This window comes from Synechococcus sp. BL107 (genome assembly GCF_000153805.1).
Classification (GTDB): domain Bacteria; phylum Cyanobacteriota; class Cyanobacteriia; order PCC-6307; family Cyanobiaceae; genus Parasynechococcus.
The window spans coordinates 408,740-425,354 of the sequence record NZ_DS022298.1; the positions used below are offsets into that span (position 1 = coordinate 408,740).

Consider the following 16,615-nt stretch of genomic DNA (forward strand, 5'->3'; position numbering starts at 1 on the left):
GTCTCCTATTAAATTTGCTCAGAATTTAGCACTAGGTCTAGACGGTAACTGAAGGGAATCGGAAGAATTTCCGGAAACAATATTCCACGGTTTGTCCTTATTCAGTGCCTTAAAAAGCAAAATCCACTAGAGCAAAAAATAGTCTGTAGCTAAAATCACAAATTACTTATTGTTTCCTTGCGTTTTACTGCCCTGGATGAAGTCCTCGGCTCCACAGGCTTGTGAGTTGAATTTGGGAATTGCATTCGGGTTGATCATCTCCCGGCATGCGTTGCGTGAAGCTTCCATCAACATGCATATCCCAAGCACCTCGATTGTCTTGGATATAGAGGTCGAGCAAGCGTTCGAGCTTGCGGCGCAAGGCAGGTTCTTCAATCGGTGTAATGGCTTCGACGCGCCGATCCAAATTGCGAGTCATCCAATCGGCGCTTCCGATATAAGCCTCAGGCTCATCACCATTGGCAAACCAGAAGATGCGTGAATGTTCCAAGAACTGGCCCACAATGCTGATCACTTTGATGTTGTCGCTGAGACCTTCGCGCCCTGGAATAAGACTGCACATTCCGCGGATAATGAGTTCAATTTGAACGCCAACCTGTGATGCTTCGTAGAGCAGTGCGATAATGTCTGGGTCGACAAGTGAATTCATTTTTGCTCGAATAACCCCTTGTCGACCTGCCTTGGCGTGATCAATTTCACGACGGATCAGAGACTCCATGCCCTTCCGGAGGGTGACTGGGGCAACAAGAAGCCTTCGGAAACTCTGTTGTTTGGAGAAGCCTGTGAGGTAGTTAAACAGTTCTACTAGATCTTTGCCCAGCTCTGGACGTGTTGATAATAGTCCCAAATCTGTGTAAAGCTTTGATGTTTTTGAGTTGTAATTACCCGTTCCAATGTGGACGTAGCTCTGGAGCTTTTCCTTTTCTTTGCGAACAACGAGCACGATCTTTGTATGTGTTTTTAGTCCTAAAACTCCATAGACAACGTGCACTCCAGATCGTTCTAGATGTCTCGCCCATTGAATATTATTGTCTTCATCAAATCTAGCTTTTAGCTCCACGAGAGCCATGACTTGTTTGCCATTTTCTGCGGCGCGAATCAGGGCTGCGATGATTGGCGAGTCAGTTGAGGTGCGATACAGGGTCATTTTGATGCCCATCACCTTTGGGTCGTCGGCCGCTTGGTTGATGAACTCCTCAACTGTTGTTGAGAAGAGGTCGTAGGGGTGATGTAACAGGATGTCCTGTTGACGCATCACGGAAAAAATAGTTTCAAATTCTTCGGGTTTAATCGCGCCTTCATCAATCAGGTTCTGCTGAGTTCTTGCAAGGGTGCTTGGTGTTTGTCCAGTGTGAGACTTGCTTTTTAGTTTTGAAATTGGCAGACCTGTTAGGCCAAAGAGATCATCAAGCCCTAAAGGACCATCAATTTTGTAGAGATCAGCCTCTTCAACATTGAGCCCCGTCATCAGCATATCGATCACATCACCTGGCATTTCATTCGCAACTTCTAAGCGCACAACCTCGCCACCCATGCGACGTTTTCGAAGACCTTGTTCAAGGGCAAGCATTAAATCGTCTGCTTCTAAATCTCTGAGTTCCAGGTCGGCATCACGGGTGACTCGATAAAAATAATGTCCTTCAATGGTCATGCCAGGAAAGAGCAGTTCGAGATTGAAGGCGATCGCCTGTTCGACAGGAATTGCCGTGTGGATCGGTTCCGGATTGTCATTGCTGAGTTGCGATGGAATGGCAACAAAGCGTGGGAGATTTTTTTTCGGAACTTTGATCCTTGCCAGTTGCCGTTGGTCAGTTTCGGGATCTCTCACGACCGCCGCCACGTTCAGACTGAGGTTGCTCACGAAGGGAAACGGATGGGCGGGATCGACAGCCAGGGGGGTGAGAACGGGAAAGATTGAGGTTTGGAAATAGTCATCAACCCAGGCGCATTGGGGTTGATTGAGTTGCGCGTAATCAAGTAGTTGAACGTTGTGATCTCTTAATTGCTGCTTCAGTTGGTATCGGTAATGTTCTTGCTGTTGCTTTAAAAGTGGCAATAAATGCTCGCGAATCGTTTGAAGTTGTTCAAAAGGTGTTTGGCCATCTTCGCTAGGCGTGCTGATCCCAGCTTCTACTTGTGACTTCAGAGATGCAACTCGCACCATGAAGAATTCATCGAGATTATTGCTAAAAATTGCACTGAATTTGGCTTGGTCTAGTAATGGAGTGCGCTGATCGAGCGCTTGGGCTAAGACCCGCTGGTTAAACGCAATCCAACTCAGCTCCCTATTGATGTATTCATCTGGACTGAGGGCAGCTGCACACATGGGGATGGTTAAGGATCCAATGCTGAGTGTTGAAAGGTAGCAATCAAGTACTCAGTTGAAGGTTTTTGGTGAGTGGACTTCTGGAAACTAATGCGATGACGATGACGAGGAGTGTTGCGGCGAGCACGAAGGGGCTGGTCGGTCCAAGAAGGTCGTAGCTGATTCCTGCAATTGGTGGGCCCAGAAAACTTCCCAAACTTTGCAGTGCTTGCAAGCTGCCGAGTGCAGTTCCTTGTCCTTCATTACTCAGTCTTCGTGACACTAGGCTTCGTAAACTTGGTGTGACGAGCCCGGTTCCAAGGGCCAAGATCCCGACTGAGCAGAAAATGGCGGGCGCTCGATCGGTTGCCCCGACGGCTGGAATTAACAGACAACCCGCAATGACGAGGCCTAGTCCGAACAGGGTGAGTTTCCATTCACCAAAGCGCTGAACCAATGGACCGATTAAGCCTCCCTGGACGACGGTCGCTACAACACCCACAACGAGGAAGGCTGTGGTGGAAAGTTCGGGTCCCCATCCGAACCGTTGCTTGAAATACAGCACCAGAATTGCCGTGAAACCGTTGAAGGCAAGGAAGAACAGAAAAAATGCGCCGCACAGCCGGCCAACGCTTGGGTTGATCAGCACCTGACCAATGCGCCGAAATGGATTGAGGTCTCGACGTTGTGGCAGATCTTGGCGTTCTTCGACTGGGTGGGTTTCTGGCAGCAAGGTGAGAACCACCAGCAAGTTCAGGCAAGCGAAACCTGTCGCGACCCAAATGGGTAGTGGAACGGCGATCTGTGCGAGCTGACCTCCGAGGAAGGGTCCCAAAATGAAGCCCAGCCCGAAGGCCACCCCGATGAGGCCAAAGGTGCGGGCCCGTTGTTCCGGGGAGCTGATATCGGCCAGAACCGCTGAGGCGGTCGCTGCCGTCCCTCCGCTGATGCCGTCGATGACGCGTGCGCTGAATAACAAGATTAAGGGCCACAAACTCGCTTCTGGCCAAGGCACGCTGAGGGTGATTGCAAACAGACCCAGTCCAACTACAGATCCCGCTACGCAAATGGCGATTACGGGCCTTCGCCCATAGCGGTCGCTAAGGGCTCCGATGAGTGGAGTGACCAGGAATTGAGACAACGCATAGCTACCGGCTAAGAGCCCGAGCGTTCGTCCATTCGGCGCGAACTGTGCCAACAGGAAGGGCAGCAGGGGAAAGACGATGCTTTCGCTTAGTCGATCGTTGAGCAGCGTTAAAAATGCGCTCAGCAGTGTTGGTATGCGGGGACGCTGCAAATCGACCGGTGGCCGGAGGAGACTCACATTCCCACAGGCCGTGTCCATGGCCCTGCGCCGGATCACACCCAACGACCAATCTCTCTTGCGCGACATCTATGCCGATGCGATCGAATCGCAGGCTGGGATGCTTTATTCGCAGCAGCAGGTTCAGGCCTGGTCGGCTTTGGCCTGGTTGCCGGGAGTGCTTGATCGCACCTTTCAGGAGGGATCGGGTTGGATCAGTGGTGCGGGTGCTGCTTTTGCGATCCGTTATCCCGCAACCCGGTTGGCGCTTTTGTACTGCCGAGGATCAGCAGCACGCCAAGGCCATGCCTCGCAGCTCCTGGTCCAGATTGAGCTAGACGCCATGAGCTGTGGTTTGAATCAGCTCACGACCGAGGCGAGTCAGTTCAGCCGTCCTTTGCTTGAACATTTCGGCTGGCGATTGGTTGCACCAGAAACCATTGCGATTGGCGGTGTGGAATTCGAGCGCTATCGCATGGTCAAGGATTTGCTCCACGCCTGAAGTTGATGCAAGGCCGTGAGAGCTGAGCCGTTTTGGAGCATCTCTTGCGCACGTTCAAGACCAGCCTCGAGGCTTGCGCTTTGGCCAGCGAACCAAAGATAGACACCAGCATTCCAGCGCAAGGCGTTCAGTAGAGGCCCGCCGTTGTTGAGTGCTGCAAGGGCCTGTTGCGCCCAGGTTGCGGGATTGGTCCATTCAGGATCTGCTTCATGGCAGCCGTGGTCTCGCGGGTGAAGAATCAGACGTTGTTGCTGGCCGTGATCGATTCGTGCGGTGATGCAGGCGCGCCCGATGGGCAGGTCGGTTCCGCCTTCCAAACCTTTCACGGTCACCACCTTGGCTTCTTCGGCAAGGCGGAGTGCTTCCCATGCCCGACTTTCGGTTGGAGGGTGGACGAAGCCGCTGATCAAGAGGTGTTCACCCTGATGGGGGGTCCAGAGCAGTTCAAGGCTGGCGACGGGGGGGCGTTTACCCAATTCCTCGCGGTAACTAATCAAGCTTTCGGCGATGGCGAAGTGATCGGGTTGATGCACCAACGCGAAGCCGTTGCTGTCCAGACCCGCCTGCACGGCGGAGAGAGAGAGTCCACTGAGCTCAACACCTAACTCTCGGAAGAGATCGATGGCGGTCACGCCATATTTGACAGGCATTCGATCCCCTCCTTGCAGAACCACCGGTTGGCTGCTTGCTAACAGGACAAGAGCGGTGAGGGGATAGATCGGTGCCGTGCGCTTGCGTCCGTCGAAGGGCATGCAGAAGCACACCGGTGCAATGCTGCCGGTTTTGGAGTGGAGTTTCGGACCAAGGCGTCGGTACGTGTCGAGCATCCCCGTGAGCTCCTGCGGCTCCGGACGACGGATGCGATGGGCAATCAGAAAAGCGCCGATTTGAGCCGGGGTTGCTTCCTGCTGAAGCATGAGATCGAGAGCTTCTGCCGCTTCTTCTCGACTGAGTCCTTTGCTGGTGTGTTCTCCGCTGCCAACTTTGCGGAGGTGACTCTTGAACCGCTCTTTGCCGGAGGCTTTGGCGTCAGTCAAAGGCTTGATCTCCAGGTCAACAAAGTGTTCTGCAGCGATGACCTGCCTGGGTGTTGCCGTTGTTACAAATTTAGGTCGGACTTAGGTAACAGTTGACAGTCCTTGGAAGCTTCCATGCTTGGGGTGCTCTGGATGGTGACGCCCGTCTGCGTAATAAAGACGTTCGAGAACCAAGCTCGTCAACGTTGCATTGTTGGTTTGCTGGCTGCCCAGTAAGGAAGAAAGCGACCGTAGTAGTTGGCTCATGTTCTGTTTTCAATCGATATCTATATTTTCCATTAGAACGGTGTGCCCATGTTGTGATTAAAGCTGCAAAAAGCATCTCTGTTTTTGTAGCGGAGGCTGCATATCTTCACTCCAAAGGACGCAACAGTTACTTCACTGCTCGGACGTTCCTTGAGAGGAATGCAATTTTTAAAGCAGTTTGATTTCCTTTTGTATTTTCCATGACTGTTTCCGTAACTGAATCATTGATGGTGGCCAAAAAAGCCAAGGGTCTCAGTTTTGCTGACCTTGAGTCTGCGATGGGGCTGGATGAAGTTTGGATTGCTTCTTTGTTTTATGGCCAGGCCACAGCATCGAAGGAAGAAGCGGAGAAGTTAGCTGGTTTATTGTCTCTTGATTCCGCTACAACGGCAGCGTTGCAGGAGTTTCCAGTGAAGGGCAGCTTGGATCCCGTTATCCCAACTGATCCCTTGATTTATCGCTTTTATGAGATCATGCAAGTTTATGGAATGCCCCTTAAAGATGTAATTCAAGAGCATTTTGGTGATGGCATTATGAGTGCAATCGACTTTACGCTTGATGTTGATAAAGTGGAAGATTCAAAAGGTGACCGTGTAAAAATTACGATGTGTGGAAAATTTCTTCCCTACAAAAAGTGGTGAGCTGTCTAGGTTAATAGCTATCAAAAATATTTCCCAGAGCCTGGTATTTGCCAGGCTTTTTTTGCTTAGTTTCGGAATTGTTGAGCGAGCTGTTGGCTGGCCATTTTTCGACGTTTTTCATTAGTCAGCGATTGGCTTATTTCAAGCAAGCAACGTTGACTGGTTGATGTTCCAATGCAGCCCAGAGCACGTATTGCAGCATCGGAAATGGAGTCAGAACCAGTTTCTGATAACTCAGATAATCGTTCAGAAATCGCAGCACCATCGCGCCGTTGAAGTAAACGAATCGCAGCAACCACTACGGCATCGCGAAAGTCTTGAAGGGCTGGTTCGCAGAGGTTGAGAAGGTTCTGATCGTTCAAGGTGTAGGCACGAAAAACTAGCAATTGCAGTCCTGCTAGCCGTTGTTGTTGTGCTGGATGCTTGAGGCAGTCCATCACGATGTGCTGTGGAACATCGGCACCCCAGCACGACAGTGCTTGTACAAGGGTTAGCTGAAGATTGTCATCGTGCTGCTCACCGCTATGGAGTTGTTGAACTAGCCAATCGCGAGATTCAGGTTGGTGGCTGAGACCAGCAGCCATGACTAAATCTGGCTCTAAGCCATGCTCTTGCAATAGAAACTGGATGATTGGCCAGCCTCGTTCAGCGAGCATTCCTAGTTTTTCGCAGATCGCTCGACGCAGATCAATAGAAAGGCTGGGGGAGTAGTTCTCCCCCAGCCAGGAAGGCTCTAAAGGAGCCTGTCTTGATTGCGCGAGCCGCTCCCAAAGAACGGACTCGTCACTATGCATGGTTTGTTAGCGGGCACCAAGCTCGGCTGCCAATTCACGTTCCAGTTTGTCATCGTGCTCGGTGGGGAGCACGTTCTCCATGGTGGTGCGATGGGTGCTGTAGAAGAGCATGCCAATAAACACCATTCCTCCGATGATATTGCCGAGAGTGACAGGCAGGAAGTTCCAAAATATTACTTTTGTAAAAGGAACTCCAGATCCAAGTATTGGACCAGCCGTATGTAAGAACTGATTTACCACGATGTGCTCCATGCCCATTGTTTGGAATGCAGTGATCGGTAGCCAACAGGCGAGAAGCTTGCCTGGAACGCTTTTGCTGACCAAAGCCATGGTGACGCCAAGACACACCAACCAGTTCGCAACAACGCCACGAAGGAAAGCGAGGAAGAAGCCCATGCTGCCCAGTGCTTCGTACTTTTTCTCAACGTTGATTTGATTGAGAGCAACGATTTTTTGAGCAACTAGGTCCCATATTGGTGGCCCAATGTTGTCGGCAGAAGCATCCATTGTTCCGCTGGTCAGGCTGACGGCCATGATCAGCGCAACAACTGCGGTACCAATGAAATTACCAATCCACACCCAAGTCCAGTTGCGGAAAGTGGCTCCCCAGGTGCTCTTGCCCGCCCAAGTTGCCATGGGAAGTAGAGCAAAGTTTCCGGTGACGAGTTCCATGCCAAAGAGCACGATGCTGGCGAAACCGAAGGGGAAGAGTAAGGAGCCAACAAAGGGTAATTTTGTCAGGATTCCAACTGTGAGCGCAAGAATCACAGCCAATCCAAGAATGGCGCCGGAGTAAAAGCCACGAATCAGCAAGTTTTAATGCTGACTGTTGCCTTTTTGCCGCCGGCAGTAATCATGCCGTCGACAAGTTCATTCGGAAGGACGTAATCCATCAGAGTCGTGGTGAAATCAAATGAGGAAGGTCGGGTTGATTAACCGCTGATGCGGTTCATAAAGCGTGAAAAAAGATCTGAGTTGCCGCCATCACGAGATACAGCGGTCTTGTCTGCTCCGCTGGAGCTCAGCCAGTTGACGAAACGAGAGAAGAGATCGTTTTGGGAAGCCATTGTGACGGTGTAAGGGGCGGAAGAATGACGAGTTCTTGTACAGAGCCGTGGCTTCATAAAAAAGCGCCACGATCATTGCCTTAAGAGTTGGGACTCAGTGTTTAAGTTTTTCTGTGGCGCCGAACTGTTCGATGAGGACGTCTTTCAATACCGATTTAATCTGTTCAGCTGGTACAGATTTTTGATGTAGCTCACCAAGAGTTGGATTGGCTCCTTGTGAACCGCCGATGGTGATGGTGTAGCCCTCACCCATCACACCATCGCTATTTTTCGCTTTGGTGCCAGTGAGTCCGATCGCGCCCATGTAAGCCTGGCCGCAAGTATTGGGGCAGCCTGTCCAATGAATTTTCAGCTCGTCGGGAAGGTTCAGTTCAGCATCCAGTTCATGGGCTGCTTTGAGAGCTTGATCTTTGGTATTGGTGAGTGCAAAGCTGCAGTAGGTGCTGCCTGTGCAAGACACTGTTCCTGCTGCAATGGTGCCAGGCTCTAAAGGAAAACGTTGTAGTAAAGGATCTGCTTTCAGTGCGCCGACTGTGTTCTCTGAAATGCCAACGAGAATGACATTTTGGTCTTCTGTGAGTCGTATTTCTCCGCTGCCATATTGAAGGCTAGCTGTGGATAAATCATGAAGATCTTGAGCTGTTAAACGCCCTACTGGAACGTGCAAGCCTGCAAAGGAAAGACCTTCTTGTTTTTGAGGGTGGATCCCATAATGAGAACGGGGCTCTGCATTAAAGACAGAACCGGGATCCGGGGTGAGGGGGCCGAAGCGTTCTTCCACCATTGCCCTGAAGGCATCGAGTCCCACTTCATCGAGATACAGACGGAAGCGTCCTTTGGGCCGTTTGTCACGCTCGCCGTTGTCACGCCAGATTTTGACGACCGTTGCAGTCATGTCACAGATCTGATCGGGCGTTACCCAAGCATTCAGAGGTAGTGCATAAGCATTGAGCTGTGAGGAAAGAATCCCAGCTATCCAAACCCCAAATCCCATCACACCGTTGTGCTCTACGGGATGGAAAATAATGTCGTTATGAAGTAAAAAATTATCTTTTGATCCGGCAACGGCGGTGTTCCATTTGCGTGGAAGGTTGGAAAATTCGGGATTTCCCTCACAATTATTCGTGAGGAAGTTCTGAAGCTCGGTTGTGTATGGTCGTGTGTCGATAATTTCTTCGGGATCGATTCCTGCCAGAGGATTGCCAGTCACATTGCGAGGGTTATCGAAGCCAGACTGAATTGAACTCAATCCTGCTTCTTTTAAACGTTTTAGGATTTCAGGAAAATCTCCGAGGAGAACGCCACGAAGTTGAAGATTTTGACGAGTCGTGATATCGCAGCTTCCATTTTCTCCGTAACGCTCAACAATTGATGCAATAACTCTGAGCTGCTGAGCTGACAAAACACCGTTGGGAACTCTAAGGCGAAGCATAAACTTGCCCGGTGTTTTGGGGCGCCAGAACATCCCATACCACTTCAGACGGAGTTGTAAATCTGTTTCATCAACTTGTTCCCAGCCCAGCTCAGCGAATTGATCAATTTCGCTGCCAACGAGTAGACCATCTTTATTGGCTTTATTTTGCTCAATTTTGTTGAGCTTCTTGCCCTCTAGATAAGGCTTGGTTGGGGAACTTGCTGTCATGGTGTCGGCCAATCAGAGGGAGTAATTGCTCGATTTAGAGGTACTTGGTGAGTTGCTTGTGTATTTGGTTAGCAGTCCATCGTTGAGGTCTTATGTGCTGACTCGATACCATTAACCTCGTCAATGCCCTTTTGGTCGGTAGCGAATTAGACCGTTTGGAAATCCACTTCGTCTTGCTTGATCTGGCTTGATTTTGGTTACTTTGGCTACATCTTGGTGTTGTCGCGGAGGCGTAAAAGGCAGTTTGCCGTTACTCAGTATTGGCGTCCTATTTCGCCAACCATCCGAATCGCTCCGGCTCGGACCATCTGCCAGACACGTTTCATGGCCGCGATGTCTCGATCCAGCTCGCTGGGAACTCGAGGCTCGTCGGAGGGGTAGCGCCTTTGTTGGACGAACTCCCTATCGGAATGGTTCCGATACGACCGGCTCGTCAATGGAGCACGATCGGTGTAGCGACGGCGCGTCATGGATTCGACAGCGGAGATACCAGGGTGATGACACCAGGGGACCTGGTAGTTGATCCGTGGCCGTTGTTACGGAATCGTTCTTCTGCGTCGCAGCAGTTTGCGCTTCGCATGGTTGTGCACGGTCGCTCGGGTGGAGTGGTGCCGGCATGTTTGTCGTCTTTTGTCGACGACTTGCAGGGCAAGCGTTCAGCACCAGTTCAATTGCAAGCACTCACGGCGGAGGAGTGCCCATGCGTCCCCGATCGTCCACTTCTTTTACTCCCGTTGCTTCTTTGGCCTGGGGCCCATGCGCGAACTGATGTGCCGGCGATTCGTCAGCGCTTGCGCATCGACGGAGCGAGGGTCACGATGCTGCCCTTTCTTGGTGCGTGGCCTCTTTGGTGGGGCCTGGTGGCGTCTTCTATTCAGCGTCAGCGTGAGCCAGGTTCTGTGTTGGTGCACCATCCCCTGCGTGAAGGGGTTGCCGATCGTTTTTTAGCGATGTTGTCGGTCTCCTTGAACCTTCCGTTGGTTTCGTTCGATTGCTGGCCTGAGCATCAGACTCAGCACGCTGATGCTCGACCAATTCCTCTCGCGCTTGCCCCCAATCGAATGACGGAGTCGTTGCGTCAAGTCGATGCTCCACCACCACTGCTGGAACACCCCTCGATTCGTGAGGGCCTTCTCGATTTGCTCGCATGCTTGCCGTGACTGACTCCAACCCAGGAACTGTGTATTTGGTGGGTGCTGGCCCTGGTGATCCAGAACTGCTCACGCTGAAGGCCCATCGCTTGCTGACGCGATGTGATGCCTTGGTTTACGACTCCCTTGTGCCGAAGGAAGTGCTCGATCTCGTTCCTCAGCATTGCGAACGCCAATTCGTTGGAAAGCGACGCGGACACCACTCCGTGCCTCAGCCCAGCACCAATGCAGTGCTTGTGGACATGGCGAAACGACACGAATGCGTTGTGCGTTTGAAGGGTGGTGACCCGTTTCTGTTTGGCCGTGGCGGTGAGGAGGCTGCATATTTGGCGGCGCGCAATATTCCTGTGGAAGTTGTTCCCGGAGTTACAGCCGGGATCGCGGCCCCTGCCTACGCCGGAATTCCTGTCACCCATCGCAGATCAGGGTCGTCGGTGACGTTTGTCACCGGCCACGAGGAAATTGATAAACGCAGGCCATCTGTTGATTGGCGTGCTTTGGCCAAGGCCAGTGATGGACTTGTGATTTACATGGGGCTTCACAATTTGCCCAAAATTGCAGAGGAGTTAATCGCTGGTGGTCTTGCGGATAACACTCCTGTTGCTGTGATTCAGCAAGGCACGGTGGAAGGCCAACGCTGTCTTAAGGCTGCGTTGTCGGAGGTGGCTGTTGCGACGCGAGAGCAGAAGTTCAAGTCTCCTTCGATTGTGGTGGTGGGAGACGTGATCGATCAGCAGGTTGAAGCTTGCAGACCCAAGCCTGCTGCGGTCACGATGCCGATTCCTTTTTGACGCGCTTTGTGGCGGATTCCCGCAGGCGAGATCGAAGTTGGGCCAGGTTGCAAGGCCTTGTGGTCTCATCGAGCTGAGAGCGAATCAGTTTTGTCCAGGCGGTTTCGACGGCATCAAGGGAGCCTGGAAGCACGAAGACAAAGGTGCCATTGGCAACACCAGCAAGACATCGGCTTTGCAAAGTGCTGGTGCCAATCGTCTCGAACGACAACACGCGGAAGAGCTCCCCGAATCCATCGATGGTCTTGTCTAAAAGGGGGGTAATGGCTTCGGGAGTTCCGTCACGTCCCGTCAGGCCTGTACCGCCACAGGTGATCACAACATCCACGCCGGGGTCTGCGATCCAACGGCTCAGTTCAGCTCGGATGATGTAGCGGTCATCCGGACAGAGACGGCGTTCGGTGAGGAGATGATCCGCCGATTCCAACTGTTGTTGGAGCCGATCGCCACTGGGATCATCCGCGAGGGTTCTGCTATCGGAGATGGTTAAAAGTGCGATGGCCAAACTCACGCGCTGGCAGCAAGTGATCTGGACGCTAGAACCGCATCAGTCGGTTTTGGCCTCTGTGCTTCGGGTGCTGTTGTTCGCGTCATTGCGAGATCGTGCTGGCTGGGAGGAGCGAAGCATCCCGGTCTCAGAAGCGGGACTCACAGCAGCCCAGGTGTGGGATCAGTTGGAGCTCGGTCCTCTGGAGTCTGTCTGTGTGGCTGTTAACCAGGAGTTGGTTCGATCCGATCAGCCGCTGCGAGCTGGTGACGAATTGGCCTTTCTTCCCCCCTTTACCGGTGGTTGAAATCGGACAGGACGATTCCATTCGGGTGCAAATTCGGCCTGATCCCTTTTCCGCTTTTGAGGCGTTGGAGTGTTGGGCTGGAGCTGCGGCTGCAAGTGCAGTTTTTCTTGGGCGCGTGCGTCCGCAGACGCTTGATGGTGAGCCTCTACAGGCGTTGGAGTTGCAGCATTACCCCGGTTTTTGTGAGCGTCAGCTTTTGCAGTTGGCCCGAGAACAGCTGCAGCACCACGGAGCGACGCGCGCGTTGGTTCTCCATCGCGTTGGAACGTTGCTCCCCGGTGAGCTCATTGTTTTGGTGGCCGTTGAGGCAGACCGCCGTGGCTGCGCTCAGCGTTGTTGTAGTGACCTTTTAGAAGCGTTGAAGCATCAGGCACCCTTTTGGAAGAGGGAGTGGTTTTCAGACCAGGGCACTTGGCTGAGCGGGAATACGCCGCTTTAAAACGTCGCTTTTGGATGCTTTAGGACGTAGCCCAGGGCGTGAAGACGAGTATTTCGAACGCGACGACCACTGCTTGCGGTTTTGGGATCATCAACCCATCGAATCGGCTCGAGTCCTTCGCTTGAGAGGGTTCTGTCGATTAGTTCCGCGATGCGGATCGGTTGATCGTTGACGATATTGATGACACCACTCCATTTTTCCGTCATTGCAGCCTTAATGGCACCTGCTACGTCATCAACGTGAACCCAATTGGTGAATTGTTGCCCACGTCCAGGTCGTGTCTGACCGGCGAGGTTTTGAAAGCGGTCTTTGAATTCACGGCCTGGTCCATGGAGAGCGCCAAGGCGAAGAATGCAGACTCGACGCGTTGGTTGATCGATCGTTTGCAGGAGAGCCTCACTGTCCACCAAGACAGCGCCATGACCATTGCTGGGATTGGTGGGGGTTGATTCACTAACCCACTCTCCTTGTGCATCGCCGTAGACCGAACAGCTACTCGTGTAGATGATGTGACGTAGTTGTGGGAGTTGCGGAAGCAAGCTTGTTAAGCAGTGGAAGCTGTCGATAAAGGTGTTTCGGTAGCCATCTTCATCCACTTGACGATCGCCCTTAGGTCCAAGGCAAAACAACGCGACTTCTGCATCGCATAAGGCTTGCTTGAGGGAGATGGCATCGCTGGCATCGCAGATCCTCACGTGATCGGCAAGGGGCTCTAATTCAGCGAATCGCTCCTCTCGGGTTGTGGTGAGAGTGAGAGTGAGAGTGAGATGTGATCGCTCCCCTTGAAGTTGATGCGCCAAGGCGAGACCGACAAAGCCGCAACCGACGATGGTGAGATTCATGCCTGCACCGTTGTTGCCAGAGACGCTAGGTGTTGCAACAGGATTTAGGTCATTGAAGACTTCAGAACACGGTTCGTCGGATCAATTGAGCCCACAGCTCGTCCCCTGCTTTGAGGTCGTCTGCATCAGCTGGGAGTTCGAGGAGTAGATCCGCTCCTTCGAGGGATCCGATTCGTGAGGAGGCTTGTGATCCATTCAGGCGTGCCAGCAACTGTCCTGAAGGGCCGACGTCTAACCGAGCCCGTGCCAACTCGGGACGTCCGGGGCGACGTAGGAGCTGATCCGTGAGTTCGACGCGTACGCGTGGGAAAAGTTCGGGTGTGGTTTGGCCTTCGATGGCTTGCAGTGCGGGCCAGAGCAGTTGCAAGGCGGTAACGGCTGCGGCGACTGGATTTCCTGGGAGGCCGAAGAACGGGACGCCGTCCCCGAGGGTGCCGAAAGCGAAGGGACGACCTGGCTTCAAGAAGAGCTTCCAGAATTCGACGGCACCAAGTTCAGCCACCAGCGGTCGAATCCAGTCGCTGTCTCCTGCTGAGACGCCACCTGTGCTGACGACGACATCGCATTGCTTGCTTAAATCCTGCAGCGTTTGGCGGAGTGTTTGCGGTTCATCAGCGACAACGTAATGGTGATCCACTTTTTGGCCAAGGGTTTGGATCAGTGCGATGAGCAGTGTTCCATTGCTTTCCCAAATGGTGCCTGGTGGTCTTGTAGTTCCAGCTGGCACTAGTTCGTCGCCACTAATGATCAGGCCGATCCGGGGTTGTTGATAAACCAAGAGTTGGGCAATGCCGCAGCTGGCTAGACGCCCGAGGAGTGCTGGGGTAAGGCGTTGCCCTGGATCCAAAAGGCAATCTTCGGCTTTGCACTCCTCATCGGCTGCGCGGATCCAAGGGTTATCGGATGCTTTGCCTTCGAGGCTGAGTTCCGTGTCTTGGGTGCACACAAGTTCTTGCGGCAGCACCCATCCCGCTCCAGGAGGTAAGGGGGCTCCTGTGAGAATTCGGATCGCTTCTCCTGGGTTTAAAGACCCTTGGAAGGGAGCACCTGGCGCGGATCGCCCTTGAAGCGTCCATTGGTCACCTTGTTGCGGTTGTGTCTGCTGTCCAAGTGCGTAGCCATCCATCACTGATGCTCTGAATCCAGGTATGGCCTCCGGTGCAACAACAGGTTCGGCGTTGATGCGACCCAAGGCTTGGTTCAGTGCAACGGCTTCAGTTTTTTGGGTTGGCTTTAGGGCTGCGAGGATTTTATTTCGGGCCTCCAAGAGAGGCAGCCCCTCGATGCCGTAGGGCTCAGCGCTTCCAGACACCGTTGCGCCCCCCTGACTTGTGGATGAGTTGAATCGAACCAATCGTCATGGCTGGATCGATCGCTTTAAGCATGTCGTAGAGGGTGAGTAGTCCGACGGACACCGCAACCATGGCTTCCATTTCTACGCCGGTCGGCCCAGTGGTCCGACATCGGCAATTCAGCCTTAGTCCAGGTAGGTGTTCGTCGGGTTGGATGTCGACGTCCATTCCGCTCAAGGAAATCGGATGGCACAAGGGAATCAGCTCCCAGGTGCGTTTGGCGGCTTGGATTGCTGCAATTCGAGCCACAGCCAATACATCACCTTTTGGCGTTTCTCCGCGCAGAATTAAGTCCAAGGTTTCCCGATCCATCTGGATGCTGCCTTGGGCATGTGCTTCCCGATAGCTGGAGGGTCGATCTCCAACATCCACCATGTGCACGTCGCCTTTGCTGTTGAGGTGGCTCAGATTGCGGTCGCTTTGCATTAGATCAAGGTCACGGCACCTGTTTGGAGATCGAAGTAGCTCACGACCAGCTTCAAGCTGCCTTTGGCTTCCGCTTCACGAAGCAAAGGGCTGTTGTCTCTCAAGGTTGTGGCTGTTCCCAGCGCATTGCTGCGCACGGCTGCTGTCAGGTCAGGGCTATCTGCGATTTGAGAGCGGATTGGGGTGATCAGCCGCTCCAAAGAGGGAGTTAACGCACTATTTCCCATGGCCGTTGATATGGCGCCACATCCGCTGTGGCCCATCACCATCACCAGGGGTGTTTGCAGAATGCTCACGCTGTATTCGATCGAAGCGATTGCGGCATCAAAAGCAGTGTTGCCTGCGCTTCGAATTACAAAAAGTTCTCCAGGTGTGGTGTCGAAGATCCAGCTTGGAGAAACGCGTGAGTCCGCACAAGTGAGCAGGGTGGCCCAGGGATGTTGCTCGTTGATCAGCGTTTGTGGAGCGTTGAAGCAGCGGTTGTTTTGGAGTTCGCTTCCGAGATTGGTGGAGGGGTTGCGACCTGCCTCTTGCCAAGCATTCGAGAAGCGGTGGTTGCCCTCCATCAAATTCTTTAAGGGATCTCTCGGTTGGCAGGATCCCTCGGTTGAAGCCGCCGCAGATTGCCCGCCGATGAAGGCTGTGATGGCTAAACCTGCAGAGGTTTCGAGCAGTTTTCGGCGATGCAAGCGCATGCCAACAGACTATTCAATCCAGTCTGTTTTTAAAGTTATTTAGCGTTCGCCAAGGGTGGACCAAAGCGTTGCTTCGGAGCCCACGACAGGTTCGATATTGATGGCAGGGGCCGGAGATGCCACAACGTTGGTTCCAGCGACGCTGGGTGCAACGACGGTATCGCGTTCGCCCAATGCGGCCCAAAGCGTTGCGGGGCTGGCAATCACAGGGTCAACATCAGCTTGGCCATTGTTTAGTTGGCGAGATTGGGTGTGCACAAGTTGCACAGCCAGGGAGCCGACGATGAAGGCCCCAAGGAATCCAGCTGCGATGGAGACCGCACTGCGGCTGGAGGAAGAGATGCTGCTTGTCACGCCTGAACTCTGTTGTCAGAGCTTCAGTATGCGAATGAAGGGTATGAATGGCTACGGTTTGGGAAAAAACTGGTATCAGAATTAACGGTTTTTAAAATATTCCACTCGTTCGAATATTGAGTTGAGCGTGTTTCTGCCATGACCCAGCCGTGGGACATGCCGAGGAACATTCCTAAACAAATCGCGAGACGCACAATGCAATTTATGTAACAAGGTGAACATCGCTGATGCAAG

At 52.8% G+C, this 16,615-nt stretch carries 18 protein-coding genes and 1 pseudogene; 6 read left to right on the forward strand and 13 right to left on the reverse strand.

What is annotated here, in order from left to right:
* Window positions 1-184: 184 nt before the first annotated feature.
* Window positions 185-2,326 carry a polyphosphate kinase 1 gene (ppk1, locus tag BL107_RS01955; RefSeq protein ID WP_009788585.1) on the reverse strand — a complete coding sequence of 714 codons (2,142 nt, stop codon included), beginning with the start codon at window positions 2,324-2,326 and terminating at the stop codon, window positions 185-187.
* A 43-nt stretch (window positions 2,327-2,369) separates the two neighbouring features.
* Window positions 2,370-3,650, reverse strand: coding sequence for an MFS transporter (locus BL107_RS01960; protein ID WP_009788586.1), 1,281 nt, complete (start codon window positions 3,648-3,650; stop codon window positions 2,370-2,372).
* On the opposite strand from BL107_RS01960, the gene BL107_RS01965 reads away from it, so the two are divergent.
* Window positions 3,649-4,110 (forward strand): GNAT family N-acetyltransferase, encoded by a 462-nt coding sequence (locus tag BL107_RS01965; protein ID WP_009788587.1) that lies wholly within the window; start codon window positions 3,649-3,651, stop codon window positions 4,108-4,110. The genes BL107_RS01960 and BL107_RS01965 overlap by 2 nt on opposite strands.
* Here BL107_RS01965 and BL107_RS01970 read toward each other — a convergent pair.
* Window positions 4,077-5,147, reverse strand: a complete 1,071-nt coding sequence (locus BL107_RS01970; RefSeq protein ID WP_009788588.1) for an anthranilate phosphoribosyltransferase family protein — start codon at window positions 5,145-5,147, stop codon at window positions 4,077-4,079. The two genes, BL107_RS01965 and BL107_RS01970, sit on opposite strands and share 34 nt — an antisense overlap.
* An 81-nt stretch (window positions 5,148-5,228) precedes the next feature.
* Entirely contained in the window at window positions 5,229-5,393 is a 165-nt protein-coding gene (locus tag BL107_RS12100; protein WP_071984219.1) for a cyanate hydratase, read from the reverse strand.
* Between the two features lie 200 nt (window positions 5,394-5,593).
* On the opposite strand from BL107_RS12100, the gene cynS reads away from it, so the two are divergent.
* Window positions 5,594-6,034, forward strand: coding sequence for a cyanase (gene cynS, locus BL107_RS01975; protein WP_071984220.1), 441 nt, complete (start codon window positions 5,594-5,596; stop codon window positions 6,032-6,034).
* 65 nt (window positions 6,035-6,099) lie between these two features.
* Here cynS and BL107_RS01980 read toward each other — a convergent pair whose 3' ends face one another.
* From BL107_RS01980 to BL107_RS01990, 3 genes and pseudogenes are all read right to left on the reverse strand, one after another.
* On the reverse strand, window positions 6,100-6,828 hold the full coding sequence (locus BL107_RS01980) for a phage capsid protein (protein WP_037987908.1): 729 nt from the start codon (window positions 6,826-6,828) through the stop codon (window positions 6,100-6,102).
* Between the two features lie 6 nt (window positions 6,829-6,834).
* Window positions 6,835-7,721, reverse strand: a pseudogene (locus BL107_RS01985) (formate/nitrite transporter family protein).
* A gap of 268 nt (window positions 7,722-7,989) precedes the next feature.
* Window positions 7,990-9,537, reverse strand: a complete 1,548-nt coding sequence (locus tag BL107_RS01990) for a ferredoxin--nitrite reductase (RefSeq protein ID WP_037987910.1) — start codon at window positions 9,535-9,537, stop codon at window positions 7,990-7,992.
* 260 nt (window positions 9,538-9,797) lie between these two features.
* On the opposite strand from BL107_RS01990, the gene BL107_RS01995 reads away from it, so the two are divergent.
* Entirely contained in the window at window positions 9,798-10,697 is a 900-nt protein-coding gene (locus tag BL107_RS01995) for a hypothetical protein (RefSeq protein ID WP_009788593.1), read from the forward strand.
* Window positions 10,685-11,479: a uroporphyrinogen-III C-methyltransferase gene (gene cobA, locus BL107_RS02000; RefSeq protein ID WP_009788594.1), complete on the forward strand. Its 795-nt coding sequence runs from the start codon at window positions 10,685-10,687 to the stop codon at window positions 11,477-11,479. The genes BL107_RS01995 and cobA overlap by 13 nt, the downstream gene beginning before the upstream one ends.
* On the opposite strand, the gene moaB is transcribed toward cobA, so the two are convergent.
* Window positions 11,457-11,990 (reverse strand): molybdenum cofactor biosynthesis protein B, encoded by a 534-nt coding sequence (gene moaB, locus BL107_RS02005; protein WP_009788595.1) that lies wholly within the window; start codon window positions 11,988-11,990, stop codon window positions 11,457-11,459. The genes cobA and moaB overlap by 23 nt on opposite strands.
* Here moaB and BL107_RS02010 point away from each other — a divergent pair.
* The gene (locus BL107_RS02010) at window positions 11,977-12,273 is read left to right on the forward strand and encodes a MoaD/ThiS family protein (RefSeq protein ID WP_369791562.1); all 297 of its coding nucleotides are present in this window, start codon (window positions 11,977-11,979) and stop codon (window positions 12,271-12,273) included. The genes moaB and BL107_RS02010 overlap by 14 nt on opposite strands.
* Window positions 12,266-12,712, forward strand: a complete 447-nt coding sequence (locus tag BL107_RS02015; protein ID WP_009788597.1) for a molybdenum cofactor biosynthesis protein MoaE — start codon at window positions 12,266-12,268, stop codon at window positions 12,710-12,712. The genes BL107_RS02010 and BL107_RS02015 overlap by 8 nt, the downstream gene beginning before the upstream one ends.
* Here BL107_RS02015 and BL107_RS02020 read toward each other — a convergent pair.
* The 5 genes from BL107_RS02020 to BL107_RS02040 all read right to left on the reverse strand — a co-directional run bounded on the left by BL107_RS02020 (window position 12,709) and on the right by BL107_RS02040 (window position 16,381).
* On the reverse strand, window positions 12,709-13,554 hold the full coding sequence (locus BL107_RS02020) for an NAD-dependent epimerase/dehydratase family protein (protein ID WP_009788598.1): 846 nt from the start codon (window positions 13,552-13,554) through the stop codon (window positions 12,709-12,711). The two genes, BL107_RS02015 and BL107_RS02020, sit on opposite strands and share 4 nt — an antisense overlap.
* A gap of 61 nt (window positions 13,555-13,615) precedes the next feature.
* Window positions 13,616-14,866 (reverse strand): gephyrin-like molybdotransferase Glp, encoded by a 1,251-nt coding sequence (gene glp / locus BL107_RS02025; protein WP_009788599.1) that lies wholly within the window; start codon window positions 14,864-14,866, stop codon window positions 13,616-13,618.
* The gene (gene moaC / locus BL107_RS02030) at window positions 14,850-15,332 is read right to left on the reverse strand and encodes a cyclic pyranopterin monophosphate synthase MoaC (RefSeq protein WP_009788600.1); all 483 of its coding nucleotides are present in this window, start codon (window positions 15,330-15,332) and stop codon (window positions 14,850-14,852) included. Before moaC ends, glp begins: the two co-directional genes overlap by 17 nt.
* On the reverse strand, window positions 15,332-16,027 hold the full coding sequence (locus BL107_RS02035; protein WP_009788601.1) for a carbonic anhydrase: 696 nt from the start codon (window positions 16,025-16,027) through the stop codon (window positions 15,332-15,334). The genes moaC and BL107_RS02035 overlap by 1 nt, the downstream gene beginning before the upstream one ends.
* A 39-nt stretch (window positions 16,028-16,066) precedes the next feature.
* Window positions 16,067-16,381 (reverse strand): hypothetical protein, encoded by a 315-nt coding sequence (locus BL107_RS02040; RefSeq protein ID WP_009788602.1) that lies wholly within the window; start codon window positions 16,379-16,381, stop codon window positions 16,067-16,069.
* Window positions 16,382-16,615: the final 234 nt, after the last annotated feature.